Source organism: Acaryochloris thomasi RCC1774, assembly GCF_003231495.1.
Lineage (GTDB): Bacteria > Cyanobacteriota > Cyanobacteriia > Thermosynechococcales > Thermosynechococcaceae > RCC1774.
In genome coordinates this window covers 561,829-585,116 of record NZ_PQWO01000001.1, presented here as the reverse complement: position 1 = coordinate 585,116, position 23,288 = coordinate 561,829, and the positions used below count along the sequence as shown (strand labels likewise).

Below are 23,288 nucleotides of genomic sequence, written 5' to 3'. Positions count from 1 at the left end.
GTCAGAGATAGGTTTGGTGGATTAATCATGGGCACTTAGCTTCACCCTAATCTGCATCTTTAAGATATCAAAGACGCTCACTTCCAACGAATTATTAATGCCTCAATGTCAATGCTATCTTGAGAGAGGTTTCTATTGGTTTAATCATTTGTGAATACGCCCAGCCATGCAATTCTAAATCTTGCTCTGCTGCTACCGGAACCTCAAGCACTCCCGATTATCACATTAGGAGCTATATTGCCTGATGTTCCGATGTTTGTGCTGTATGCATGGGCAAAGATTCGACGTATTCCAGCACGGCAACTATGGACCGAAACGTACTACCTGCCATTCTGGCAAACCTGGACTGATCTATTTCATTCTATTCCCTTGGCGAGTGTGGGAGTGGGTGTGGGTATCCTATGCCAATCACACACGTTAGCACTGTTGTCCGGTAGTGCCGTGCTGCATTCACTATTAGACCTTCCCGTCCACCATGATGATGCACACCGTCACTTTTTTCCCTTCCATCACTATCGTTTCATCAGCCCCGTATCGTATTGGGATCCAAGGCACCATGGCTACATTGTGGCCCTAGTGGAAATTTTGCTGGTGCTGATCGCCACGCTGTATTTATTCCCGATCGTTGAGTCGGTGTTTGTACAGGGTCTCTTCATTGCCGTGAATGTACTGTATATCGGCGTTTATCTGCTGATGTTTGTGCGGCGGCGACTACCCAATTTGTTCTGTCAAGCGGCACTGAACCGCGACTGAGTGTTGGCCTATCTTGAGGGGCTGGTCGAGATTATTGAATAACAAGTCAAAATGCTGGATACTTCCTACTCTCCGAGCTTTTTTATCCCCCATGGCCATTGCTATCTCTGGAAACCAGAGTTAGTTGGGCTGCATGTGATCTCGGATGCGCTAGTTGCGATCGCATATTTTTCTATCCCTTGCATGCTGGTTTACTTCGTCTATCAGCGAAAAGACTTGATGTATTCCAGAGTATTCGTACTGTTCGGAGCCTTTATTCTTGCCTGCGGTACCACTCATCTTTTAGAAATCTGGACGTTATGGAATCCTGACTACTGGATATCAGGCTTTGCGAAAGCCGTGACTGCCATTATTTCAGTGATGACCGCGATTCAGCTTTTGTTTGTTGTCCCCCAAGCCTTAGCGCTCAAGAGTCCTGCGGAGCTGGAAAAAGTCAACCGCGCCCTAACGTTCTCTATGGCAGAGCGACAACGCATTGAAGCAGAATTAACAGATAGCCAGCAGCTTTTCCAAAATGCCTTTGACTATGCCCCCATTGGCAAAGCACTCGTTGACCTAGACGGAAGCTGGCTAAAGGTCAATTCAGCCCTTTGTGAACTCACTGGCTATTCAGAGGCAGAGCTGTTACAAACGACCTTTCAAGCCATCACCCACCCTGAGGATCTAGACAAAGACTTGAATTATGTACAGCATATGTTCTTGGGGGAAATCAGCCGCTATGAAATGGAAAAACGCTATTTTCACAAGGATGGGCAGGTAATCTGGGCACTCCTAAGCGTATCCACAGTTTATGGACCGGAGGGACATCCACAATACTTTGTCTCTCAGATTCAAGATATTACCGCCCGTAAGCAGTACGAAGCCGACCTACAAATTCTTAATGAGGATTTAGAAGCGAGAATTCAGGAACGAACTGCGGATCTTGAGCAGACCTACATTCGGTTGCAGGAGTCTCAGGCAGAATATCAAGATCTCTACGAAAATGCGCCCGACATGTACGTCTCTGTTGATGCGGAGAGCAAAAAAATTCTTCGCTGTAACCAGACCCTAACGAACGCACTGGGCTATACCAAGACTGAAATATTGGATCGAAGGATTTTTGACGTCTATCACCCTGCTTGTCTACCAGACGTTGAAGTGGCCTTTCAGCAATTCGTCCAAACCGGAAGAGTGCAAGATGCGCAACTTCAGCTCCAGCGTAAAGACGGTAGTCAGATGGATGTTAGCCTCAATGTGCATGCTATCCGCGATCAACAGGGACAGGTTGTTCAAAGTCGATCAAGCTGGCGAGATATCACTGTGCGAAAGCAGCTCGAACGACAGCTCCAGCAAGCAAAGGAAGACCTAGAAAATCGAGTCAAAGAGCGCACGCAAGAGCTGCTCACAGCCAACCAGTTACTGCAGCAAGAGGTACAGGATCGACGACAAGCTGAAGCAAGTCTAAAACAGAGCCAAGAACAGCTAGAGCTGGCACTAGAGGCATCGGGTGCAGCCTGGTGGAATTGGGATATCGAGACTGGCGCACTTAACCTGAGTCCTCAGTACTTCACAATGCTGGGCTATACGGATCAACAAGGCAAAGGAAATTATTTGACTTGGGAAAACCTAGTCCATCCCGATGATTTACCCTGGGTTCAAAATATTCTTGCGGCTCACCTTAAAGATGCCTCTACTCCCTATGCCTTTGACTATCGAATGCTGACGGAATCCGGCGCATGGAAATGGATTGCCAACCTCGGGAAAGTGGTTGAGCGAGATGGGCAGAATCAGCCCTCACGCATGGCTGGCGTACACCTTGATATTAGCGATCGCAAAGCAGTAGAAGAAGAGCTACACCAGCTCAACCACGAACTCTCACGCTCAAATCAAGAACTGGGCCAATTCGCCTACGTTGCCTCCCATGATCTTCAAGAACCCCTGCGTAAGATTAAAAGCTTCACTGAACTTCTGTTTAAACGCTACCCAGGAGAAGGAGATGAAAAAGCAGAGCGCTACATGAACCATATTATGGACGGCACCAGCCGAATGCAGGTGTTGATCCGCGATCTGCTGACCTACTCTCGGGTCGGACGGGCAGAGCTCAATGTTCAGCCCACTGATCTGAACACGATCTTGGCGGATATTCAGTCCGATCTGACTCATATCATTACAGAACGACAGGTCCAAATTGAATCTCAGCCCTTGCCGACCTTACCTGCAGATCCGTCGCAAATGCGGCAGTTATTTCAAAATCTGGTGAGCAACGCGATCAAGTACTGTCAGGCTGAGATTCCGAAGATTCAAATTCGAGCGGTTCAATCTGATGCAATCTGGACTTTCTCTGTTCAAGACAACGGCATTGGTATTGCTCCTGAGTATGCAGACCGCATCTTTATCATTTTTCAGCGCCTCCACAATCGTGAAGCCTATTCTGGCACTGGAATTGGTTTAGCCGTCTGCAAAAAGATTATCGAACGACATGGGGGAAAGATTTGGTTGAGCGAGTCCTCGGAGCCAGGAGCTACCTTCATGTTCACACTCTCAACCCAGCGAAAACTGGATTCACACCACCAAGAGGTGACTCTAGCTGCTGTTGAGGTCAGCGCATAAATCAGTTCAGCGCAAAGGCTATCAATCACGGTAAGTTTATCGAAGTAAGGGAGAATTGAATCTTGATTACGGTTTTATTAGTTGACGACGACTTGGGCGACATTGAACTTATTGAAATTGCTCTAGAAGAGACCAAGGTGCAGCTAGAGATGGAAGTTGCTCGCAATGGCGTGGAGGCTATGTCATACCTACACGAACAACTTGATAAGCCAGAGCCAAACCTACCCGATCTGATCCTGCTTGACCTCAATATGCCCCAAATGGATGGCCGTGAGGTGCTAGAAAAAATTCGCGCCCATGACGGTCTAAGGCACCTGCCTGTGGTTATCCTCACGACCTCTGAGGCGGATGAAGATGTCCTCAAGAGCTATCGCATTGGAGCCAATGCCTACGTCACTAAACCGATTGGGCTAGACGGGCTAACCAAAATTGTGCAGTTGCTGGAAGAATTCTGGTTTACGATCGTAAGACTGCCTCCTAAAAATGCACCAAAAAGGTGATGCCAGCACAAAATGCTGTACGAGAGGCTTCTAGTTTAAATGCCAGGAACCAGAATTGAACTGGTGACACGAGGATTTTCAGTCCTCTGCTCTACCAACTGAGCTATCCCGGCGGACTCGAATAATTGTAGCACCGAATTGACGAACTAAGGCACTGTTTCCATAAGCTCTAACAGGGTAACTTCCCAGACAAGGCGGGGCTGAGCATAGGAGCGCAGATAGCGCCTCGCGGTTTCGAGAATATGAAGTCGCTGGGCTTGCCCATAAGTTTGCCAGTCAATCTGCTGCAGATAATCAATCAGCCAGAGCTGAGCATCGACCTCTAAGGACTGCTCAACGGACTGCGCGAGCGCTAGGCAGTCAGAAGCGGTCGTCGGGCAGAGATGGCAGCGCTCAAGAAGTTCAGATGGGATTGTCTGGAGCTGTTCCCAGGCGGTGATGGCAGCACCAGGACTGCCCTGGGCCATTGAGAGAACAGGAATATTGCTGAGGACTTCGGCGTGGCCCGCTTGGCCTAACACCTGCTGCATGTGAGCGGCAGAGAGGGGCCGGAATGGGATCTGCTGACAGCGAGAGACGAGGGTGGGCAGAAGACTATCGGCGGTGGGGGCTAACAGAATCAGGGTTGCACTTCCCGGTTCTTCTAGGGTTTTGAGCAGGCCGTTGGCGGCGGCTTCTTTCATCGTCTCGGCATGATCAATGACGACGCACTGGCGGGCTGCTTCTAAAGGTGACTGACTAAGGAACTGAGCAATCTGGCGAATTTGAGCCAAACGGACCTGTGGCTGAGCTTTAGGAGGCTTGTCTCCTTTGGCGGCTAGGGCAGAGACCGTGATCAGTTTGCCCTGCTGTGTATAGGTGGGTTCGATCCACAGCACGTCGGGATGGTTCTCAATGGCGCGGTGAGTAGAACCTTGAAGCAATTGCTGCAGGAAGGCTTGAGCTGCTAAGCGACGTCCAACACCGTGGGGGCCTACAAAGAGGTATGCAGGGGCAATGCGGTGGGTTGCGATCGCACGTAGCAGCAGCTTAGTTGCCTGCTCTTGTCCAACTAATTCTGAGAAAGGGGCGGATACCATTGCTGTAGGTACTCTTGGATAACGGCTTGAATATGAGCAGCCACCGTATCAGGATCGCGGGCCGCATCGATCTGCACCATCGTGGGCTGTTGAGCCGCAATCGCCGTAAATCCATCTCGAATCCGTTGATGGAAGGCGACCTCCCCGGTCTCCATGCGATCGAAGGTCTCACCACGCTGCCGGACTCGCTCAAGGCCAATGCTGACATCAAGATCAAGCCAAAGGGTCAAGTCGCAGGTAACCCCTGCCGTAGCAATTTGGTTGAGTTGTTTAATGAGACCCAGATCCAGACCGCGACCGTAGCCCTGGTAGGCCACGGTTGAAGCCGTGTAGCGATCGCAAAGCACGAGGTCTCCCTGCTCTAGATGGGGAGTAATAAACTCGGCAACATGCTGGGCTCGGTCTGCCGCGTAAAGCAGGAGTTCAGAACGATTTGCGATCGCAACCTCCGCTGAATCTTGAGTGTTCAAAAGCAACGCCCGCAGCCGCGCCCCCAAAGCTGTACCACCGGGTTCACGCGTTGTGACGACAGGCGGCTCGCCTCCCTGTCGCTGCGCCCAAAAAGAACTCGCTAACAGCCAGTCCTTCAATCGCATCAGCTGCGTTGATTTGCCGCCCCCTTCTCCGCCTTCAAAAACAATTAACTTGCCCTGCATAGATACCTGCCGTGGATACACAAATATTGAAACAGGTCCAAAGACATTACGCTACGAAGTCATCGCGGGACAGCGGCATGCATTAAACTTTGATGAAATTTAACGGTCTGCGGAAGGAGGGAAGTGGATGTCTATCGTGCCGAGCTGACAAGGTTTTATCCTCTCTGTGCCTTGATCAAACCTAGGAGTCAGCTTATGTTTAAGTGGAAGGTGGATTGTTCAAAAATCCTTGCAACCGGGGGCAAAACTTGCCAAGACGAATTTACTCGCTATGCTGAAGTGAATTCGACCTTCCCTTTGCCGCTTAAAAAGTTTATCCTCCCTTAACATGGCTCGATATACCTGCTCAGTCACAGTGGCTGTTGCCCTCGCAAATCTTTATCCCAATATTACAGAGCTTCTCAAGAGCTGTAGCCTTGAGGTACTAATTTTCAGGGAAGACTATCTCATGGCCAGGGAAAAGCCTGGTCAAGTTCCGTTCACTAAGCTGGCGACCGTCGAAGTACTCGTAGATAGCACCCGTTCAACAATGCATGCAGCAGACTTTGAGCTGGTGGTGAAGAACGAAGAACTACCGCTGCAAAGCAATAATCACTGCAGTCAGGTCTATCAAAGTCTCCTTAAGCGAAGTGCGGCCAATCCCGGCTGGCGTTTGCTGAGCTGCAGCGACCAGGACTTTGCCGTTAATGTTCCAGCTTCAGAACCTCAGCCTGCCCAATCTCCGCCCCCGGCCGCGGCTGCCACAGTTCCGCCATCTGCCACCTCCCCAGAGCCTTCAGCTTCCTCAGCATTGAGTAATGACGCCACGACTGCGGCAAACTCGTCACCCCCGAAAACAACTGCAGCGCCATCAACACCTCTGAATTCTGCTGCTGAGCCAGATGCTGCTGCCTTCGTGGTCCAGGAAGCACCGGAACAACTGACTTCAGAACCTAGCCATCAACCAAAACCGATATCTGATCCGTCTCGCTTTACATCATTGCCCAAGGTCGCGCCGCGCACGCCACCGGCGACCACCGCAGAGACTGCTGCAGCCAATGGTGGTGGAACGTCACAGCCATCAGCGAACGGCGCTAAACTTATCTGGAAACCCGTGTCTCCTGACGCTCCTCCGTCTCACCCAGAACCTCCAAAAGTGGATCCTAGCTCATCCTTTGAAGAGTTCCTGGCTGCCGGAAAATCAGCAGAGTCAAAACCGCAGTCTGACCACGGTTTGCAGACCTAGCCCCCGAGGGTCAGACCGGTCTCATCAATCGAAATAGAATAGAGTCACCAGCTTGCGCTGGGCCTCAGCATCGTGGCAGGTTTTTAAGAGTGTTTGGCTGTCATGGAATGCAAAGCAAACCAGCTGATCACAGCGAGATACGATTTCTTGATTACAGAGAGCGCTGGCTTCACCTAAAGCAAGACCGTCGTTTTCAGGCTTTTCAACCAGGTGCATGACATTCTCAAGCTGTTCCCTTGACTCGCGGGGCTGGCGGCCCATGCTTTGGGGCAAAATGACCGTTAATAGGCTGGGATCAGCTCGCATCGCACCTCTAATAGCGGCGGCATTGGTGCCAATCGCTCCCGAGGTCAATAGTTGATTGCCGGTGAGCACGAGGGCATAGCTCATCATTTCAATCATATGCTGATGCATGAGCGGCACGTGGCGGGATCCAAGCAGGGCAATGCGTTTGGAGCTAGTCTGCTGGATGGCGGCTAACTCTTGCAGAAACTCGTCAGCCTTAGGATCACCCACCTGAGGTAAGTCAAGCGATTGAGTCAAATGAGGTTGAATTCTAAACAACCCCGCTATTTTAACAAAGCCCTGTGAGCTTGTGCGGAGGAAATTTCAGGGCCTGAGCTAGAGCGGACGGATAAAGCGATCGATGACCTGCTCAAGGACGAGCCAATCAGGGTTTGAGGCCGCTAGCCATGTGATAGTGGGATCAGCCCGAAACCAGGTCCGCTGGCGTTTGGCGAACTGACGAGTATGAATAACCGTTAAGTCTTGGGCTTGCTCTAAAGAAATTTCATGCTGCAGGTGCTGTCGCATTTCTTGATAGCCGAGGGTATTGAGCAACGGTAGCTTGGGGCCATATTGCTCCATCAAGTTTCGTATTTCTGTGAGCCAGCCCTGCTCGATCATGACCTGAGTGCGCTGCTGAATCCTCTGGGTGTGCAGCTCTAAATCCTGATCGTCCAGCCCAATCTGCAGGATGGGATAGGTTGGCGGACAGCGGCCCTGCTGCTGTGAGAGGGGAAGGCCGGTCACGTAGTAAACCTCCAGGGCTCTTAGCGTTCGGACCCGATCGTTGGGGTGAATTTTGGCGGCGGAGCTAGGGTCGACCTGCTGCAGCCAGCCATAGCTTTGAGTTTGATCAGGGAGTTGCGATCTCAACTCCAACTGCGGCCCCACCTGTGGGATCTTCAGTCCCTGAACCACAGCTTTAATATAGAGTCCGGTGCCCCCCACTAATAGGGGTATAATGCCCTGAGCCTGATACTGAGCAATCAGTTCTTGAGCCTGCTGCTGAAACTGAGCAAGGGTAAATGTCTCTGTGGGATCACAGATGTCAATGAGGTGATGAGGAACTTGCGATTGTTCCTCCCGAGAAGGTTTAGCAGTACCAATATCAAACTCCCGATAGACCTGCCGCGAATCAGCGCTAAGGATTGGACCGCCAAGACGCTCAGCTAAGTGAAGCGCTAACCGTGACTTACCCGTCGCCGTAGGGCCACAAATCACAATCAGACCGGGCTGTATCATGGGTTACAAAACTTTTTGAGGTGGATCTGCAATCTAAATTCCCTCATAGACGCTTCTAGGGCCGCGACCAAGGCTTTTATGCTAGAATTCAAGTGCTTTTTTGCATTTTAAATGTCAAGCTTGCTTTGAGTTGCTTACAGGAGCATTTCAGTTTATGACCACAAACTCAAACTATAGTGCGGATCAAATTCAGGTTCTCGAAGGTCTAGAGCCCGTCCGTAAGCGTCCAGGGATGTACATCGGCAGCACCGGCCCCAAGGGACTGCATCACTTAGTTTACGAGGTGGTCGATAATTCTGTCGATGAAGCATTGGCAGGACACTGTAAGCACATATATATAGATCTCAATACCGACGGCAGCGTCTCTGTTTCTGATGACGGTCGCGGCATTCCCACAGGCATCCATCCGCATACCGGTAAATCAGCTCTAGAGACCGTGATGACGGTGCTCCATGCCGGCGGTAAATTTGATGGCAGCAGTTATAAAGTATCGGGTGGCCTGCACGGTGTCGGCATTTCGGTGGTCAATGCCCTCTCCACATGGGTAGAAGCAAAGGTATGGCGCGACAACAAGCTGCACACCCAGCGCTTTGAGCGCGGTATCCCAGCGACAGGGCTGGAGGAATCAAAAAGCGATCGCAAAGAAACCGGCACCTCCATCTCGTTTTTACCAGACCCCCAAATTTTTCCGACCGGGACTGAGTTTGACTATAAAACCCTAGCAAGTCGCTTCCGGGAGCTGGCTTACCTCAATGCTGGCGTCGAAATGATCTTCCGGGACAACCGCCTAGAGCTAATCGGAGCATCAGAACCCCATGTTGAGACCTACCGCTACGACGGCGGCATTAAAGAATATGTGGAGTACATGAATCGGGACAAAGATCCGATGCATGAAGAGATTGTCTATGTCGAAGGAGAGCGCAAGAACATTCAGGTAGAAGTGGCACTTCAGTGGTGTCGAGATGCCTACACCGACAGTCTGCTAGGGTTTGCCAACAACATTCGTACCGTTGACGGTGGCACCCACTTAGAGGGCTTAAAAACGGTCCTGACGCGCACCATCAACACCTTTGCCCGCAAGCGCAAGAAACTTAAGGACAGTGACTCTAACTTCGGCGGTGAGCATGTGCGGGAAGGCATGACCGCAGTGATTTCAGTCAAGGTACCTGAGCCTGAATTTGAAGGCCAAACCAAAACCAAGCTGGGGAATCCTGAAGTTCGGGGCGTGGTTGATTCTTTGGTGGGAGAGGTGCTCACAGAGTACCTAGAATTTCGGCCCAATGTGATTGATTCTATCCTTGATAAAGCACTGCAGGCCTATAGTGCCGCAGAGGCCGCCCGTCGGGCGCGGGAACTGGTGCGCCGCAAGTCAGTACTGGAATCGTCAACGTTGCCGGGTAAGCTGGCCGACTGCAGCTCTCGAGATCCGAGCGAATCCGAAATATACATCGTTGAGGGCGACAGTGCGGGCGGTAGTGCGAAGCAAGGACGCGATCGCAGATTCCAGGCCATCCTGCCACTGCGGGGCAAAATTCTCAACATTGAAAAAACCGACGACGCCAAAATCTACAAAAACAACGAAGTCCAGTCGCTGATCACGGCTCTGGGTCTGGGGATTAAGGGCGAAGAGTTTGATCTCAAGCAGCTCCGGTATCACCGCGTGATCATCATGACCGACGCCGACGTCGATGGGGCGCACATTCGGACGCTGTTGCTCACGTTCTTTTATCGCTATCAGCGGGCACTGTTAGAGCAGGGCTATATATACATCGCTTGTCCACCGTTGTATAAAATTGAGCGGGGGCGAAAACACTACTATTGCTATAGCGATCGCGAGATGCAGTCGCTAATTGCGAACGAATTCCCAGCTAACGCCAACTACACCATTCAGCGCTTCAAGGGCTTAGGCGAAATGATGCCCACGCAGCTTTGGGAAACCACAATGGATCCTGAGACGCGTACGCTCAAGCAGATTGACATTGAAGATGCCGCTGAAGCCGATCGCATCTTTACGATCTTGATGGGCGATCGCGTCGCGCCTCGCCGGGAGTTCATTGAAACCCACGGTCCACGTCTCAACCTCGCTGAACTAGATATTTAAATCAGCACCCTTCGCACAGGTAGGTACTGGTATAGAAAAAGTTTTCGCTTGAGATACGGTGGTCAACCACCAGCCTCTGACTGTCGCATCCTGCAAAGGGCGCTCTGGTGCGGTACCAATGTAGAAGCATTACGCGCTAGCGATACGGTTTAACATACAGAGGTCGTCGTCTCAGGATTACTGTGAACCGCTCTACTCATATATGGTCTACCCTTGGACCGTTCACCCTCTGTCTTTTGCTCCAGATAGGGCTGGCTCTACCGGCACAGACTTCTGAACTGCTGGCTCATCCTGCTGCAATTCCGATTGTGCAGCATACTACCGATCCTTTAGCGACCGTTTACAAATCACAGGCTCAACCTAGCTCCGACGGCATTGGCAAGATCTACATGGGACGAGAGATCTCTCAGGTGATGGGACATCAAGGTGCTGGCTGGCTAGAGCGGCCCAGCCGATCCATCTCAGAACAACCGCAGCAGTTCATTCCAGCCTTGAACCTAGAACCCACCGACACCGTCGCTGACATTGGTGCCGGGACAGGATTCATCAGCTTTCGACTCGCCCCCCTACTGCCTGAAGGCAAAGTCCTCGCCGTAGATGTGCAGCCCGAAATGCTAGAGATTTTGGAGAGCGTTCAACAGCAACGGCAGATCGCCAACATTCAAGGCATCCTGGGAACCGAGAAAAATCCTAACCTAGCGCATGAAAGCGTGGACTTAGCTCTAATGGTGGATGCCTACCACGAGTTTGCCTACCCCCGCGAAATGATGGAGGCCGTTACCCAAGCTCTCAAGCCGGGTGGCAGAGTGGTCCTAGTCGAATACAAAGCAGAGAACCCTCTTATCTTTATCAAGCCACACCACAAGATGTCCGTCAGACAAGTTCGTAAAGAAATGCAGGCCGTCGGACTGAAATGGAAAGGCAATCAGAAGGTGTTGCCACAGCAGCATGTGCTGACATTTCAAAAAAGCCTGTAGTCCTGCAACAACACAGGCGATTTCCTAGAGTTAGAGGGACAACATCCAACAACCACGCCTAAGGGGGCGTCTCTCACACTCTGCCTTAGGTAGCAGGAACCTGTGCTGCTGTAGGCAGCAGTCCTCTAAAATCGGGGCTCAATAGCTGAGTATTCAAACATTCCCCATGAGCGCATCTGACAGATAGGGAGCCAGCTCCTTATTTAATCGCCCCGCTCGGACAAATTCAGCATAGGTGTCGGCCTCGATAGCCATCAACTCATCTCGCAGCTTTTCGGCGGTGAATTCCTTGAGTTCAGGATGCGTTATTTGCAGTTTCTCAAGCTGAGATTCAATTTTTTCTAGCTCCCCCTTCACCAAAGCCGTTTGGTAGCGATAGTATTCGGGATCAACTTCGAGCTTGCGATCGCCCTTCTCTAAATATTCCACAACCCGCCCGAGCGCCGCCCGTCGAGCAATTGCCTTCTGATAGTCTTGCTCATAGGCGCGACCACCCATTAAGCCCAGGTTTTGCAGCAGTGGCTTCGTCGTTAGTCCCTGCACCAGCAGTGTAAACAGAACGACGCCAAATACTGTTGCGATAATCTCTTCTCGCTCTCCTAATACTTTTGGGACACTGAGGGCCAGGGCAATGGAAACAGATCCCCGTAAACCACCCCACCACAGCACCGTTTGATCAGGAATGCCAATTTCAGAGCCAACTAGTCTGTTGCTAATAAAGCCAAGACCGTAGGTTGAAACAGCACGTGCTGCAATCATTGCGGCAATGGTGACTGCGATGGTTTGCAAATTATCACCCAAGATTGCAAATCGAATCTGGTCACCAATCAATAAAAAGACAATCGAGTTGACGAAAAAAGCGAGGAAATCCCAAAACTCCGTCACGATTAGCCGAGTCCGTGGATTCATCCCGATCCGCGAGCCAAAGTTTCCTAAAATCAACCCCGTCGTTACCACGCCAATAACGCCTGAGCCGCCTAAATCTTCCGTCACCAGATACGTTCCATAGGCTGACACCAGCGTCAATGACTGCTCTACCAGTGGCAGATCAAAGCGCTGCGTGAGGTATGAGATGCCAAAACCAACCAAACCCCCCACACCTAAACCAATGCCGACAACCGCCAATAGCTCGCCCAAAACCTGAGGCGGTGCAAGGTCTGTCTGCCCCAGCGGGATGCCCACCAAAACGCTGAAGGCAACGACCGCCATGCCGTCGTTGAAGAGGCTTTCGCCTTCCATGAGCGTTCGCAGGCGTTTCCCGACCCCCAGCTCTCGAAACAGAGCCACCACCGAGACGGGGTCGGTGGCAGAGAGACTGGCCCCAATTAACAACGCGGTCGCAATCGGAACCCCAGCAAACTGATTGAGCCCCAGGGCAACCCCGGCAATGGAGATCACTACGCCCAACACGGCAAACAAACAAATGGGCACTAAATCACTTTTGAGATCGGCCCACTTAAGATTCCAAGCCGCTTCGAACAGCAGCGGGGGGAGAAAAATTGCCAGAATTAGCCCCGGCGATAGATCTACCAGTCGCACATCGACAAAGGCTAGACACAGCCCTACGATCACCAACAGTAAGGTGTAGGGGATTTGACGGAACCAGCTAAACACCTGCGGTAAAGTAGCGACACTGAGAGAGACCGACAGTACCAGTAAAAACTGTTTAAGATTATTGGCGATCAATTCTTCGCCTTCTGTTGCCATCTCAGTGGCGAGTAAGTTTATATCCACAGGGTTAGCTCAAAACTTCAATCTAAAGTGTACAGGGGATATCTGGTGGGATGCGAAAATTATCGCCCATGAAAAAATCGGCAGTAAGCCGAAGCTCAATGCCGATTTCTAAATTCCGTCCGTCAGGACAACAGAGCTTGCCTAAATTTAGACCTTGCTTTCAGCCGGAAGCCGGACCTTCGAGGCGAGTCCCAGCGTTTGAAAGAGCTGAATCAACATCCAGGTGGTGTCGATTTCCCACCACTGAATGCCGTGGCGAGCAGATTGCGGAAACGCATGATGATTATTGTGCCAGCCCTCACCGTAGGTCAGCATCGCAACCCACCAGCAGTTGGTGGAGTTATCGTCAGATTCGTAGGTTTGATAGCCAAACTTGTGAGTCGCACTGTTGACAAACCAAGTGCAGTGATAAACCAGCACCAAGCGAACAAAGATGCCCCACACGACAAAGGACCAGCCACCCACTAAAAATAGCAGCGCACCAAAAGCAATCTGAATTGGGAAAAAGTAATTATCTAAGAACTGATAAACAGGGTCGTCACGCATATCTTTTGTGAGACGCTCAACCTCTGATGCCGCAGGGGTCTCATGCATCATCCAGCCCATGTGGCTCCACCAGAAGCCTCTATTGGAGTTGTGCTGGTCATTATCAGTATCCGAGTGCATGTGATGGTTGCGGTGCAAACCAACCCACCAGATTACGCCGCCTTCGCAGGCCAGAGTGCCGCAGAAGGCCAAGAAATATTCGAGAGGCTTTGGAACCTGAAAGCTGCGGTGGGTTAGCATACGATGCCACCCCAGCGTAATTCCTAGACCGCCTGTGACCCAGTGCAAAAATAAAGCGAGACCGACAGCAGCCCAGCTAAAGTTTGAGGGGAGGAGCGCAAAAAGTGCTCCAACATGCACCACAGCCAGGACTATGATAAAGGGCCAACTTTTCTTTAGTTGGTTTGGCTCGACTGGACGTTCTGTTGCAATAGTCATTTAAACATCTTTATGTAAGTGATGATTGACGAGGTATGCCCCCTCTCCGCCCAAAATAGCCCCGTCTCTTCCAAACATTAGGGTGCCCAGTCGTCTATAGGAGTTAGTTAATAAAATCTTGATGAACACCCACTCACAGCTAGAGGCAGCAGAAAAAGCACTAACCTTCACTTTTGCTAAAATTGATACGAAAGTCAAGAAAAATTTACAACGCGTGCTGCAGGCATTCCGCGACCATAAAGTCGGAGCGCACCATTTCGCAGGGGTTTCGGGTTACGGTCACGATGATCTGGGACGTCAGGTTTTAGATCGGGTCTTTGCTCAGGTGATGGGAGCTGAGGCGGCAGCCGTGAGGGTGCAGTTTGTCTCGGGAACACATGCGATCGCGTCCACCCTATACGGCGTTCTCCGCCCCGGCGACGAAATGCTAGCCGTCGCTGGCCCTCCCTACGACACCCTAGAAGAGGTGATCGGCGTCCGAGGACAAGGACAAGGCTCTCTCAAAGAATTCGGCATCCACTATCGTCAGCTTGAACTCACCAAGGCCGGCACTATCAACTGGCAGATGCTCGGCAAGGCTGTACAGCCTCAGACCCGCCTTGTTTTTATCCAACGTTCCTGTGGCTATGACTGGCGTCCCAGCCTTAGCATTGATGATATTGCTCGAATTGTAGAAAGCGTCAAACAGCAAAATCCCAATACCGTTTGCTGCATAGATAACTGCTACGGCGAATTTGTCGAAGATCGTGAACCCACAATGGTGGGCGCGGATTTAATTGCCGGTTCGTTGATTAAAAACCCGGGCGGAACCATCGCAACGGCCGGGGGCTACATCGCTGGAAAGGCTGACCTTGTGGAACAAGCCGCCTGTCGACTCACCTCACCGGGCATTGGTCTCGCAGGAGGTGCAACCCTAGATCAAACGCGACTGATGCTTCAGGGACTGTTCCTTGCCCCCCAAATGGTGGGAGAAGCCATGAAGGGCAACCATCTTACCGCTCACGTCTTTAGTGCTTTAGGGTATCCTGTGAACCCTAGCCCCGATGCACCACGCAGAGACGTCATTCAAGGTATCCAGCTGGGGTCGGCAGAGAAGCTGGTCGCTTTTTGTCGTGCCATTCAGCAATATTCGCCCATTGGTGCTTACTTAGATCCAGCACCCGCCACAATGCCAGGGTACAAAAGTCATCTGGTAATGGCGGGCGGCACATTCATTGACGGCAGCACATCCGAGCTATCTGCCGATGGTCCCTTGCGGGAGCCTTATGTTGCCTTTTGTCAGGGGGGAACCCATTGGACCCATGTTGCAATAGCGCTTGAAGCCGCCATCGCCGCCGTAGGTCCAGCCTAATTTAGATCACCTGCTCAACTTCAGCGACCTCAGGAATCATGTCACGCATCTTGCGTTCGATACCCATCTTGAGGGTCATTGTTGAGCTAGGGCAAGAACCACAGGCTCCTTGGAGACGCAGGCGTACAACCGGCCCTTCAATTTCGACCAGTTCAACATTGCCGCCATCCGCCATCAGGTAGGGGCGCAGCTCATCCAAGACAGTTTCTACATTTTCTGGGTTAAGTTCTAAAATCGCAGCCATAACGCAAAAAGATCAATAACAGTGCTTCTATCATGTTACTTGAGTCAAGAGGGATTGGGTTGACCATGGCTGAGCATCACTCCCCCACCCTTTCGAATGGCAACAACAACTGTGGCTTGATGCACGTGAAACAAGTTGCCCCTAGCTTCGGACCTCACAGCTTGGCCCCTCAGTGTATTTACCTTTTGGGACGGAAAAGGATAGAACATATTTCCAAAAAGAGCATCTTCTCTCTGGTGAAGGTTAGTATGTTAGTGGTTTAGAGCATCCATGAGCTTCAAGAATACGAGGTTATTCACCCCGAATAAACCCTCTCGTACAGAGGGCTGTCAGTATCTCAATTGACGCATCGATGTAAGAAATCGTCTGTATACAAATTTCTAGTTAGCCCTATCTTTACCATCAATGCTAGTTTGCATTGGATAAGTGGTGAGAACAACTATGCAAAGTTCATAAACATTGCCAATGCCCAAAAGATCTCTGAAACTGCCGACCTTTGTTCGTAACTTTTTGAAAGCGACCAGCATATGGCAAGAACACCGCTTGATTCTCCGAGAGCTGAAGTATTTTCGTCGACTGCTCTTTTTAGCAATCACTTCTTCTCTCATCTCTGCCATCACTGCAGCAATTAGCATTGGCCTGATCGGAGCCTTACTTCAAGGTCTCACCACCCCACAGGCTCCACCTCTGCAGACAGATATTGCCTGGATCGATAACGGCATTCTAGGTGTTCAAGCCTCTGTCAATGAGCGCATCTATCGCTTGGGTGGTCTCTCTCTCATCGCAGCATGGGTTCAAATGGCCACGACCTATTGGGGGCAGCTAGCGTCTAGATATGCAGCTTTTGGACTCGTCAACCGAGTGCGAAAAGCACTGTTTGAACAAATACAGGGTCTCAAACTCAGTTTTTTCATGACCACGAGTACTGGCGCACTCGTCACAACGCTGACTGGAGAAGTCAACCAGATTCAGCAAGTTCTGAATAGTATCTCTCAAATGATCACGCAGATGTTTTTGCTATCTGGCTATGCGGTTTCGATGGCATTACTATCTTGGCAGTTATCTCTGGCAACTATTGTCATTTTTGGCCTACTTTCAGTGGGAATGACAGCGCTGCGACGCCGGGTTCGAGAGGCCAGTTTTGCCGTTCCCATTGCCAACAAGAAATTTTCCTCAGTTACCCTAGAATTTATCAATGGCATCCGCACTGTTCATGCTTCCGGTACCCAAAACTTTGAACGTGAGCGTTATGGGACGGCGGCCGATCAGGTTTATCGAGCGGCTCGTCGATTGAGTAAGGGCACGCTCAGCGTTCAACCGCTAACCCAGGGATTTGCCAGTAGCTTATTAATTATTTTAATTATTCTTGCCTATACAATACTCGTATCAAACGGCATTCTACAGGCTACGACGTTACTTGCCTTCTTGTTTGCCTTGTTTCGGACATTGCCCATCGTGGCCCAGATGAGTGGCTCTCGCGTTAATGTTAGTAGCTTGCAAGGCTCCCTCAAAAGCGTAACTGAGCTACTTGAGCGCAAAAATAAGCCCTATCTGCGAGACGGCGATCTTGCCTATCAGAGTCTGCAGTCGGCCATTGAGCTTGTGGACGTGAGCTTTGGCTACGATCCTGAGCAGCTTGTCCTCCAAAATGTTTCGATGGCGATTAAGCAGGGACAGACGACGGCTTTAGTGGGATCTTCTGGTGCTGGTAAAACCACCCTGGCAGATCTGATTCCACGCTTTTTTGACCCCACAGCAGGTCAGATTTTAGTGGATGGCGTCGATCTTCGTCAGCTGCAGATTAACTCACTGCGGTCTCGGATGGCGATTGTGAGTCAGGATACTTTTATTTTCAATGCTTCGGTTTACTACAATATTGCCTATGGTCTTGCGGACGTAACTGACGCAGAGGTGCGACAGGCGGCGGAGCAGGCAAATGCGCTGGAGTTCATCCTAGAGATGCCGGAGCAGTTTGAAACTCAGTTGGGCGATCGCGGTTTGCGACTCTCTGGCGGTCAGCGTCAGCGTATTGCCATTGCCCGTGCGCTTTTGCGCAACCCTGAAATTTTGATTTTAGATGAAGCAACCAGTGCCCTAGATTCCGTAACGGAGCAGCTGATCCAAGAGTCGTTGACGACCCTATCTTCGGGCAGAACAGTGATTTCTATTGCCCACCGTCTCTCAACGATTTCCAATGCAGATCAGGTAATCGTACTAGAACAAGGTCAGATTGTTGAGCAGGGGACCTACCAAGGTCTGCTCGAACAGCAGGGTAAGCTGTGGCAATATCATCAGATGCAGTACCAGCAGTCAGCAGTTCAGGCCTGATCGGCAGACCATAGGCTGCCTGAGCACTTGATGTAGCCTGCAGCCGCAATCTGGATTAGAGCCGGACTAAAGCTGCTGAGCGATGTGAACAATACCATCCCCTTGGTTCACTAAGGGGTTTTGAGTGTAGCCAATGATCACTCCGGCACAGGGAGAGTAGATTTTGATACTGGTATCGCCCAACGTATCAGAGATAGAGCCAATGTGCTGTCTTTTCGTCACCTGCTGTCCTAAGGCAACATGCTTATGCAAAATACCGCTGCGTGAGGCTCTCACCCACCGAGACTGCCGCAGCTCTAGAGACTGGGACTGTTCAGATGAGGGCTGCTGAACAGGGGGCCTCAACATACCTAGGGTCGTCATCACCTGCAAAATTCCTGTCACCCCGATTGCAATCGCATGAGGGTCAAATCTGAGGGCCTCACCGGCTTCGTATAGCAAAACCGGAATCCCTTGCTGAGCGGCAGCTTGGCGAAGTGAGCCATCGCGGATATTGGCGTGCAGCATCAGAGGTGCATTAAAGGCTTTAGCACAGCGGTAGGTTTCTGCATCATCTAAATTTGCTCGGATCTGCGGCCAGTTTGTGCGGTGATTGGAGGCCGTATGGAGATCAATGCCGTGGGTACAGTGGCTAACCACTTCTTTCATGAACAGATGGGCCAACCGCCCCGCGAGTGATCCGCGTACAGACCCAGGGAACGATCGATTGAGATCGCGGCGATCGGGAAGATAGCGCGACTGCTCAATAAAACCAAACACATTGACGATGGGTACCGCCAGCAACGTACCGCATAGTATTTGCGGATTGACCTGTTCCAATACCTGACGAATAATATCGACACCGTTGAGTTCGTCGCCATGAATTGCTGCACTCAACCAAAGGCAAGGGCCAGACTGAACGCCGTTGATGACGGTAATCGGAAGGGACAGCATCGTTTGCGTCGGCAGCCGCGCGACGGGCAGATCTATTTGCTGTCGTTGCCCAGGGTGAACGGCAACCTCTCCGACCTCAATAACGTTAGGTTCCATTAATACTTGATGCGATCGCGAGTTTTACCCGGCTCAGCATTCTTTCCCAAGAAGTCAATGATTTTTCCTGCCACGTCTACCTCTGTGGAGGTTTCGATGCCTTCTAGCCCCGGAGAAGAGTTCACTTCCATCACCACAGGGCCATGATTCGATCTCAGGATATCGACGCCAGCGACGCGAAGACCCATTGCTTTGGCGGCACGGGTTGCCGTACTGCGCTCTTCTGGCGTGAGCTTAATCTTGACCGCGCTCCCGCCTCGATGAATATTGGAGCGAAACTCACCGGGCGCTCCCTGACGCTTCATGGAGGCAATCACGCGATCGCCCACCACGAAACAGCGAATATCCATGCCCTTGGCTTCTTTGATGAACTCCTGAACGAGAATGTTGGCGTCCAAGCCTCGAAACGCTTCGATCACTGAGGTTGCGGCCTGCGTTGTTTCCGCTAGAACAACACCAATGCCCTGTGTTCCTTCTAGAAGCTTGATCACAACAGGGGCACCGCCAACGGTCTCTAGTAAGCCATCAATATCTTTTGTGGAATGAGCAAAACCCGTTACGGGCAGACCGATCCCCTGACGAGCCAGAATTTGTAGACACCGCAGTTTGTCGCGGGAGCGCGAGATCGCTTGAGATTCATTGGCGCTGAAGACATCCATGACTTCAAACTGTCGGACAACGGCACAGCCATAGAAGGTCTGTGATGCACCGATGCGGGGAATGATCGCATCAAACCCTTCTAGATCTTCGCCCTGATAAATCACTTTTGGTTTATGAGCGGCGATGTTCATGTAGCAGCGCAGGTAGTCGATGACGCGAATTTCGTGTCCTCGCTCTTCTCCTGCTTCCTTGAGACGTCGAGTGGAATAGAGAGAGGCGTTCCGTGACAAAATTGCGATTTTCATAGCACTCAAGTTCTCTGCTGTTCCAGTGTAGAGTGCTGGGCTGCACTCTGAAGGAAGGATTGTCCCGCATCCACTAGAAATCTCCCCCGCACGGCTTCGCGCCCCAACAGCATTCGGAATCCCATGCTGCTGCGGTCAGTTAAGGTCAGTTCGATGGGCCAAGACTGACCGTTGAGGGTGACGTCAACCTGAATAATCGGCCGCAGCTCAGCGTGACCGCCGGAGTCTCGGACCTCACGCTCATCAAATAGGTCAGCTTCTGCCGTGATCACGATATCGGTGCGGTCTTGTTCTGGATGGACTTTGAAACGGACTCTGGTTTTGCCTTGTGCTTCAATCCGCTCAACCTCAAAGGCGTGGAGAGCTGAGGATCGTGCGCCTGTATCAATTTTGGCTTTGACGTGATCAATACCGAGGCTAGGCAGCGTAATCCACTCACGCCAGCCAATGGCGGGGAGAGCCAAGGTGGCAGGCAGGGGGGCAGTCATAGAGGCATTCCTCAACGTTTTGGTCTGTGGCGTATCTATTGGGGTGGCCGGTTCAGGTGCGGATCGCTTGATGAAACAAACCGCTGGGTAGGATAGGCAAAGGCAATATTATCGTGCTGGGCAAACGTTCTCAAAATATCTTCCCAAATGGACTGCTCTGTTGTTCGTCGCTGCCGAGGCTCACAGAGATAGCGAATAGTCAGCAAGACACCGCTCTCCTGCACGGAGGTATAAACGATGGGGGTGAGTTTAGAGTAGACGATCATATATTTTTGAGCCGCAGCCCGCAGACGAGACTGGGCTGCATCGCTAAGGTGTTCGGCATGACAGTTGGCGAGCTTAAGCAAGATCTGTTTGGCCTGCTCCCAGTCGCTCTCAAAGGTGAGCAGGACCGGAATTTCGTGCCAAAGATATTGGAACCCTTGGGAATAGTTGGCAACGGTATCTTGAAATACTTTTCCGTTGGGTACGTGAATCACGCGGCCTGTGCTCTGATCGGCCGCCACCCAATTGCCCACTTCCATGAGCGTAAATTGAAAGATGCGGATGTCGATGACGTCGCCGGCATGGGGGCCAAGTTGGATGCGATCGCCCACTTGAAAGGGCTGCCGAGAAAGGATGAAAGCCCATCCCACTAAATCAACGATAGGTTCTTTCAACGCTACCGCCAAGCCTGCTGTGACAATCCCTAAAAAGGTAGAGATGTTCTGTAGTTCAGGAACCCAGGGCCGACCGACGCTGAAAATGGAAAACCCAAAGCTGATATAGCCGACCCACTTGCGCCAGCCGTAAAGAATACGCGGATCTTTGACCCGGCGATTCAGCACACGCAGTGCCAGCCAGCGGAGACTCAGGACCAAGATGAGACCTATGGCGGAGGCGATCAGCTTATTTGGAATCTCAGGGTCTATGCCTAGATTAAGATTGAGCTGATTGAGCAGGTCCATAAGCCAAAGGCTCAAACTGTATAAGGATGACCGGAGTTTAACAACTTTTTCAAACGGCAGACACAACTGTCATCAAACTGGCACTCACTCGCCATAGAAATGACATACCTTCTCTCTAAACTTGTCAGTATCAATTTCAGCTAAGTGACTCTACCGCTTTGAAGCAGGAGAATAATATGACTCACGCCCTAGAGTTAAAAGTTTGCCACAGTAGTTTCCTGCATTGCCAGGTCGTGACTACTTCTTCCGCTAAGCTACTGGGTCAAGTCTCTGCCGTCTGGCTAGACCTAATTAATCACAAAGTCTTAGGTTTCAGCAGTCGCGTTGGCTTTTGGGATACGTTGCAGACCTATCCCTGGCGGCAGGTCGTAGCCGTTGAAGACCAAATGATCAAGGTTAAAGCGGCTTCGGCGAGTCATCCCAGCTCGGTTTTGCACCTAGAGGCTCAGTCATGGACTGCGACAACGACTCGCCTCGATTTTGAAGTGTGGACCCATAAAGGACGGCGACTGGGCAACATTGCAGACTACTCTTTTGACCCCAGCACGGGAATCATCTGTGAATATCTCTGCGCTGTTCAAGGCCGCATTGGGCTGGCAGAGAATCTGCTTCGTATTTCACCTGACATGATTATGGATGCAGGACAGGGATGGTTAGTGGTTCCTGATGCAGTGATGCAGCAGGTAGAAACAGAAGCAGAGCCAATAGATATTTCACCGAGCAGAGTCGTCGCTCTATGCTAGCGAGCTGAGTACGCAAGTGTTGTGGGTAAAAGCTCGCGCGAATCAGTTCACCTTTGGCAGCGAAAAGCGAAAGGTACTGCCAATGCCTAGTTGACTTTCAGCAGTGATTTGCCCACTTTGAAGTTCCACTAGGCGGCGAGTGATGGCGAGTCCGATTCCGGTGCCTCGGGTTGCTTGCGATCGCATCTCTTCGGACCGCCAAAATCGTTCAAACACGTGGGGTAGATCATCAGCCGCGATCCCTGATCCTGTATCCTGCACTGCAATCCAGACATCACGCTCTTCTGCCTGAACTTGAATAGTGACGGTGCCGCTTTTTGTGTGGCGGAGCGCATTCCCCAGCAGATTGACCAAAATCTGCTTTGTTCGTGCGGGATCGGCAAGAACCTGTGGGCTCTCCGACGGACAGTCTAATCGGAGGCAGGGACCGTCCTCCGTTAACTGATGGGAGAGGGTTTGGATCAGTTCTTCAATCAGCGGCCTTAACGCTAGCGGCTGCAGATCTAGAGTGAGATGTCCGGCTTCAGCAACGGATAGCTCTTGCACATCATTCGTCAGCCGTTCTAAACGCTTGGTTTCCTGAATTAAAAGCTGGTAGGCTTTTGCGTTGGGCGTCAGCTTCCCGGTGGCCCAGGTTTCTAGATATCCTTGCAGAATCGTCAGCGGCGTCCGTAGCTCGTGGGTTAAATCGGTGATTAGCTCCCGCCGCCGCTGCTCCACATCATCAAGCTGAATCGCCATGCGGTTGAAGCTGCGGCTGAGACGGTTTAGCTCTGGGATGGCATTGCTGGGCACCCGTTCCTGTAGATCGCCGGCCGCGATCTGATGAATCGTCTGCTCAATCTGGGTCAAGGGCCGCGTGATAATACGAGCAAGGATCAAGCTCAAAATAGCAGCGGTAAAGCCTCCCACCAAAACAGCCCAGTAGGTGCTGTGACTCCAGGCAGCCTCGAAGCTCTCTAGTAGGACAGTGCGGGCCGTGCGGATGGTAAACCCTTTGCCTTCAAGCTGCGCTAGGCGATCGGCAAATAAATTCACGGCGGAGGCTTTGCTGATTAAGATAAAGCCCAGCAAAGGAACGACCATCACAAACAGATGAGAAAGAAAAAGACGCGATCGCAACCCTAT

At 51.3% G+C, this 23,288-nt stretch carries 21 protein-coding genes and 1 tRNA gene; 9 read left to right on the top strand and 13 right to left on the bottom strand.

Going from position 1 to position 23,288, the window contains the following annotated elements; translation table 11 throughout:
* The first annotated feature begins 150 nt into the window (after window positions 1-150).
* The 3 genes from C1752_RS02805 to C1752_RS02795 all read left to right on the top strand — a co-directional run bounded on the left by C1752_RS02805 (window position 151) and on the right by C1752_RS02795 (window position 3,842).
* A complete protein-coding gene (locus tag C1752_RS02805) occupies window positions 151-753 on the top strand; it encodes a hypothetical protein (protein WP_110984508.1) in 603 nt (200 codons plus the stop codon).
* Between the two features lie 51 nt (window positions 754-804).
* Window positions 805-3,342 (top strand): PAS domain S-box protein, encoded by a 2,538-nt coding sequence (locus tag C1752_RS02800; RefSeq protein WP_110984507.1) that lies wholly within the window; start codon window positions 805-807, stop codon window positions 3,340-3,342.
* Window positions 3,343-3,404: 62 nt separating this feature from the next.
* Window positions 3,405-3,842, top strand: coding sequence for a response regulator (locus tag C1752_RS02795; RefSeq protein WP_110984506.1), 438 nt, complete (start codon window positions 3,405-3,407; stop codon window positions 3,840-3,842).
* Between the two features lie 40 nt (window positions 3,843-3,882).
* On the opposite strand, the gene C1752_RS02790 is transcribed toward C1752_RS02795, so the two are convergent.
* From C1752_RS02790 to tmk, 3 genes are all read right to left on the bottom strand, one after another.
* Window positions 3,883-3,955: transfer RNA gene (locus C1752_RS02790), tRNA-Phe, on the bottom strand.
* A gap of 33 nt (window positions 3,956-3,988) precedes the next feature.
* Window positions 3,989-4,921, bottom strand: coding sequence for a DNA polymerase III subunit delta' (locus C1752_RS02785; protein ID WP_110984505.1), 933 nt, complete (start codon window positions 4,919-4,921; stop codon window positions 3,989-3,991).
* On the bottom strand, window positions 4,894-5,577 hold the full coding sequence (gene tmk, locus C1752_RS02780) for a dTMP kinase (RefSeq protein ID WP_110984504.1): 684 nt from the start codon (window positions 5,575-5,577) through the stop codon (window positions 4,894-4,896). The genes C1752_RS02785 and tmk overlap by 28 nt, the downstream gene beginning before the upstream one ends.
* A 328-nt stretch (window positions 5,578-5,905) precedes the next feature.
* Here tmk and C1752_RS28855 point away from each other — a divergent pair, with 328 nt between their 5' ends.
* Window positions 5,906-6,802 carry a hypothetical protein gene (locus tag C1752_RS28855; RefSeq protein ID WP_233501279.1) on the top strand — a complete coding sequence of 299 codons (897 nt, stop codon included), beginning with the start codon at window positions 5,906-5,908 and terminating at the stop codon, window positions 6,800-6,802.
* 24 nt (window positions 6,803-6,826) lie between these two features.
* On the opposite strand, the gene C1752_RS02765 is transcribed toward C1752_RS28855, so the two are convergent.
* On the bottom strand, window positions 6,827-7,345 hold the full coding sequence (locus C1752_RS02765; RefSeq protein ID WP_110984502.1) for a DNA recombination-mediator protein A: 519 nt from the start codon (window positions 7,343-7,345) through the stop codon (window positions 6,827-6,829).
* A gap of 78 nt (window positions 7,346-7,423) precedes the next feature.
* On the bottom strand, window positions 7,424-8,329 hold the full coding sequence (miaA, locus tag C1752_RS02760; RefSeq protein ID WP_110984501.1) for a tRNA (adenosine(37)-N6)-dimethylallyltransferase MiaA: 906 nt from the start codon (window positions 8,327-8,329) through the stop codon (window positions 7,424-7,426).
* A 154-nt stretch (window positions 8,330-8,483) separates the two neighbouring features.
* Between miaA and gyrB the strand changes: the two genes are divergently transcribed.
* Window positions 8,484-10,430 carry a DNA topoisomerase (ATP-hydrolyzing) subunit B gene (gyrB, locus tag C1752_RS02755; RefSeq protein ID WP_110984500.1) on the top strand — a complete coding sequence of 649 codons (1,947 nt, stop codon included), beginning with the start codon at window positions 8,484-8,486 and terminating at the stop codon, window positions 10,428-10,430.
* A 299-nt stretch (window positions 10,431-10,729) separates the two neighbouring features.
* Entirely contained in the window at window positions 10,730-11,407 is a 678-nt protein-coding gene (locus tag C1752_RS02750; protein ID WP_370664145.1) for a class I SAM-dependent methyltransferase, read from the top strand.
* Between the two features lie 153 nt (window positions 11,408-11,560).
* On the opposite strand, the gene C1752_RS02745 is transcribed toward C1752_RS02750, so the two are convergent.
* Both C1752_RS02745 and C1752_RS02740 read right to left on the bottom strand, forming a co-directional pair.
* Window positions 11,561-13,114 carry a cation:proton antiporter gene (locus C1752_RS02745; protein ID WP_110984499.1) on the bottom strand — a complete coding sequence of 518 codons (1,554 nt, stop codon included), beginning with the start codon at window positions 13,112-13,114 and terminating at the stop codon, window positions 11,561-11,563.
* A 174-nt stretch (window positions 13,115-13,288) separates the two neighbouring features.
* Window positions 13,289-14,125, bottom strand: coding sequence for an acyl-CoA desaturase (locus tag C1752_RS02740; protein WP_110984498.1), 837 nt, complete (start codon window positions 14,123-14,125; stop codon window positions 13,289-13,291).
* Window positions 14,126-14,246: 121 nt separating this feature from the next.
* Between C1752_RS02740 and C1752_RS02735 the strand changes: the two genes are divergently transcribed.
* Window positions 14,247-15,476 carry a methionine gamma-lyase family protein gene (locus tag C1752_RS02735; RefSeq protein ID WP_110984497.1) on the top strand — a complete coding sequence of 410 codons (1,230 nt, stop codon included), beginning with the start codon at window positions 14,247-14,249 and terminating at the stop codon, window positions 15,474-15,476.
* Between the two features lies 1 nt (window position 15,477).
* On the opposite strand, the gene C1752_RS02730 is transcribed toward C1752_RS02735, so the two are convergent.
* Window positions 15,478-15,720 carry a NifU family protein gene (locus tag C1752_RS02730; RefSeq protein WP_110984496.1) on the bottom strand — a complete coding sequence of 81 codons (243 nt, stop codon included), beginning with the start codon at window positions 15,718-15,720 and terminating at the stop codon, window positions 15,478-15,480.
* Between the two features lie 465 nt (window positions 15,721-16,185).
* On the opposite strand from C1752_RS02730, the gene hepA reads away from it, so the two are divergent.
* Window positions 16,186-18,048, top strand: a complete 1,863-nt coding sequence (gene hepA, locus C1752_RS02725; RefSeq protein WP_110984495.1) for a heterocyst formation ABC transporter subunit HepA — start codon at window positions 16,186-16,188, stop codon at window positions 18,046-18,048.
* A 66-nt stretch (window positions 18,049-18,114) separates the two neighbouring features.
* Here the strand turns inward: hepA and C1752_RS02720 are convergent, their stop codons facing one another.
* Genes C1752_RS02720 through C1752_RS02705 form a run of 4 tightly spaced genes read right to left on the bottom strand, consistent with a single transcriptional unit; the run spans window position 18,115 to window position 21,417 of the window.
* The gene (locus C1752_RS02720; RefSeq protein WP_110984494.1) at window positions 18,115-19,077 is read right to left on the bottom strand and encodes a succinylglutamate desuccinylase/aspartoacylase family protein; all 963 of its coding nucleotides are present in this window, start codon (window positions 19,075-19,077) and stop codon (window positions 18,115-18,117) included.
* Window positions 19,077-19,982: a 30S ribosomal protein S6--L-glutamate ligase gene (gene rimK, locus C1752_RS02715; protein ID WP_110984493.1), complete on the bottom strand. Its 906-nt coding sequence runs from the start codon at window positions 19,980-19,982 to the stop codon at window positions 19,077-19,079. The genes C1752_RS02720 and rimK overlap by 1 nt, the downstream gene beginning before the upstream one ends.
* A gap of 5 nt (window positions 19,983-19,987) precedes the next feature.
* Window positions 19,988-20,470, bottom strand: coding sequence for an ATP-dependent zinc protease family protein (locus tag C1752_RS02710; RefSeq protein WP_110984492.1), 483 nt, complete (start codon window positions 20,468-20,470; stop codon window positions 19,988-19,990).
* Window positions 20,471-20,505: 35 nt separating this feature from the next.
* The gene (locus C1752_RS02705) at window positions 20,506-21,417 is read right to left on the bottom strand and encodes a mechanosensitive ion channel family protein (protein ID WP_110984491.1); all 912 of its coding nucleotides are present in this window, start codon (window positions 21,415-21,417) and stop codon (window positions 20,506-20,508) included.
* A 176-nt stretch (window positions 21,418-21,593) separates the two neighbouring features.
* On the opposite strand from C1752_RS02705, the gene C1752_RS02700 reads away from it, so the two are divergent.
* Window positions 21,594-22,160, top strand: a complete 567-nt coding sequence (locus C1752_RS02700) for a PRC-barrel domain containing protein (RefSeq protein WP_110984490.1) — start codon at window positions 21,594-21,596, stop codon at window positions 22,158-22,160.
* Between the two features lie 42 nt (window positions 22,161-22,202).
* Here C1752_RS02700 and C1752_RS02695 read toward each other — a convergent pair whose 3' ends face one another.
* Complete coding sequence (locus C1752_RS02695; protein ID WP_110984561.1) at window positions 22,203-23,246, bottom strand: sensor histidine kinase; 1,044 nt, start codon at window positions 23,244-23,246, stop codon at window positions 22,203-22,205.
* Window positions 23,247-23,288: the final 42 nt, after the last annotated feature.

Bases quoted from the DNA above. Each gene is read 5' to 3' on its own strand.
- miaA (WP_110984501.1), bottom strand. From the start codon at position 8,329: ATGATACAGCCCGGTCTGATTGTGATTTGTGGCCCTACGGCGACGGGT.
- C1752_RS02800 (WP_110984507.1), top strand. From the start codon at position 805: ATGCTGGATACTTCCTACTCTCCGAGCTTTTTTATCCCCCATGGCCAT.
- tmk (WP_110984504.1), bottom strand. From the start codon at position 5,577: ATGCAGGGCAAGTTAATTGTTTTTGAAGGCGGAGAAGGGGGCGGCAAA.
- hepA (WP_110984495.1), top strand. From the start codon at position 16,186: ATGCCCAAAAGATCTCTGAAACTGCCGACCTTTGTTCGTAACTTTTTG.
- C1752_RS28855 (WP_233501279.1), top strand. From the start codon at position 5,906: ATGGCTCGATATACCTGCTCAGTCACAGTGGCTGTTGCCCTCGCAAAT.
- C1752_RS02735 (WP_110984497.1), top strand. From the start codon at position 14,247: ATGAACACCCACTCACAGCTAGAGGCAGCAGAAAAAGCACTAACCTTC.
- C1752_RS02710 (WP_110984492.1), bottom strand. From the start codon at position 20,470: ATGACTGCCCCCCTGCCTGCCACCTTGGCTCTCCCCGCCATTGGCTGG.
- C1752_RS02785 (WP_110984505.1), bottom strand. From the start codon at position 4,921: ATGGTATCCGCCCCTTTCTCAGAATTAGTTGGACAAGAGCAGGCAACT.
- C1752_RS02700 (WP_110984490.1), top strand. From the start codon at position 21,594: ATGACTCACGCCCTAGAGTTAAAAGTTTGCCACAGTAGTTTCCTGCAT.
- C1752_RS02730 (WP_110984496.1), bottom strand. From the start codon at position 15,720: ATGGCTGCGATTTTAGAACTTAACCCAGAAAATGTAGAAACTGTCTTG.
- C1752_RS02745 (WP_110984499.1), bottom strand. From the start codon at position 13,114: ATGGCAACAGAAGGCGAAGAATTGATCGCCAATAATCTTAAACAGTTT.
- C1752_RS02695 (WP_110984561.1), bottom strand. From the start codon at position 23,246: ATGGTCGTTCCTTTGCTGGGCTTTATCTTAATCAGCAAAGCCTCCGCC.
- gyrB (WP_110984500.1), top strand. From the start codon at position 8,484: ATGACCACAAACTCAAACTATAGTGCGGATCAAATTCAGGTTCTCGAA.
- C1752_RS02705 (WP_110984491.1), bottom strand. From the start codon at position 21,417: ATGGACCTGCTCAATCAGCTCAATCTTAATCTAGGCATAGACCCTGAG.
- C1752_RS02720 (WP_110984494.1), bottom strand. From the start codon at position 19,077: ATGGAACCTAACGTTATTGAGGTCGGAGAGGTTGCCGTTCACCCTGGG.
- rimK (WP_110984493.1), bottom strand. From the start codon at position 19,982: ATGAAAATCGCAATTTTGTCACGGAACGCCTCTCTCTATTCCACTCGA.
- C1752_RS02740 (WP_110984498.1), bottom strand. From the start codon at position 14,125: ATGACTATTGCAACAGAACGTCCAGTCGAGCCAAACCAACTAAAGAAA.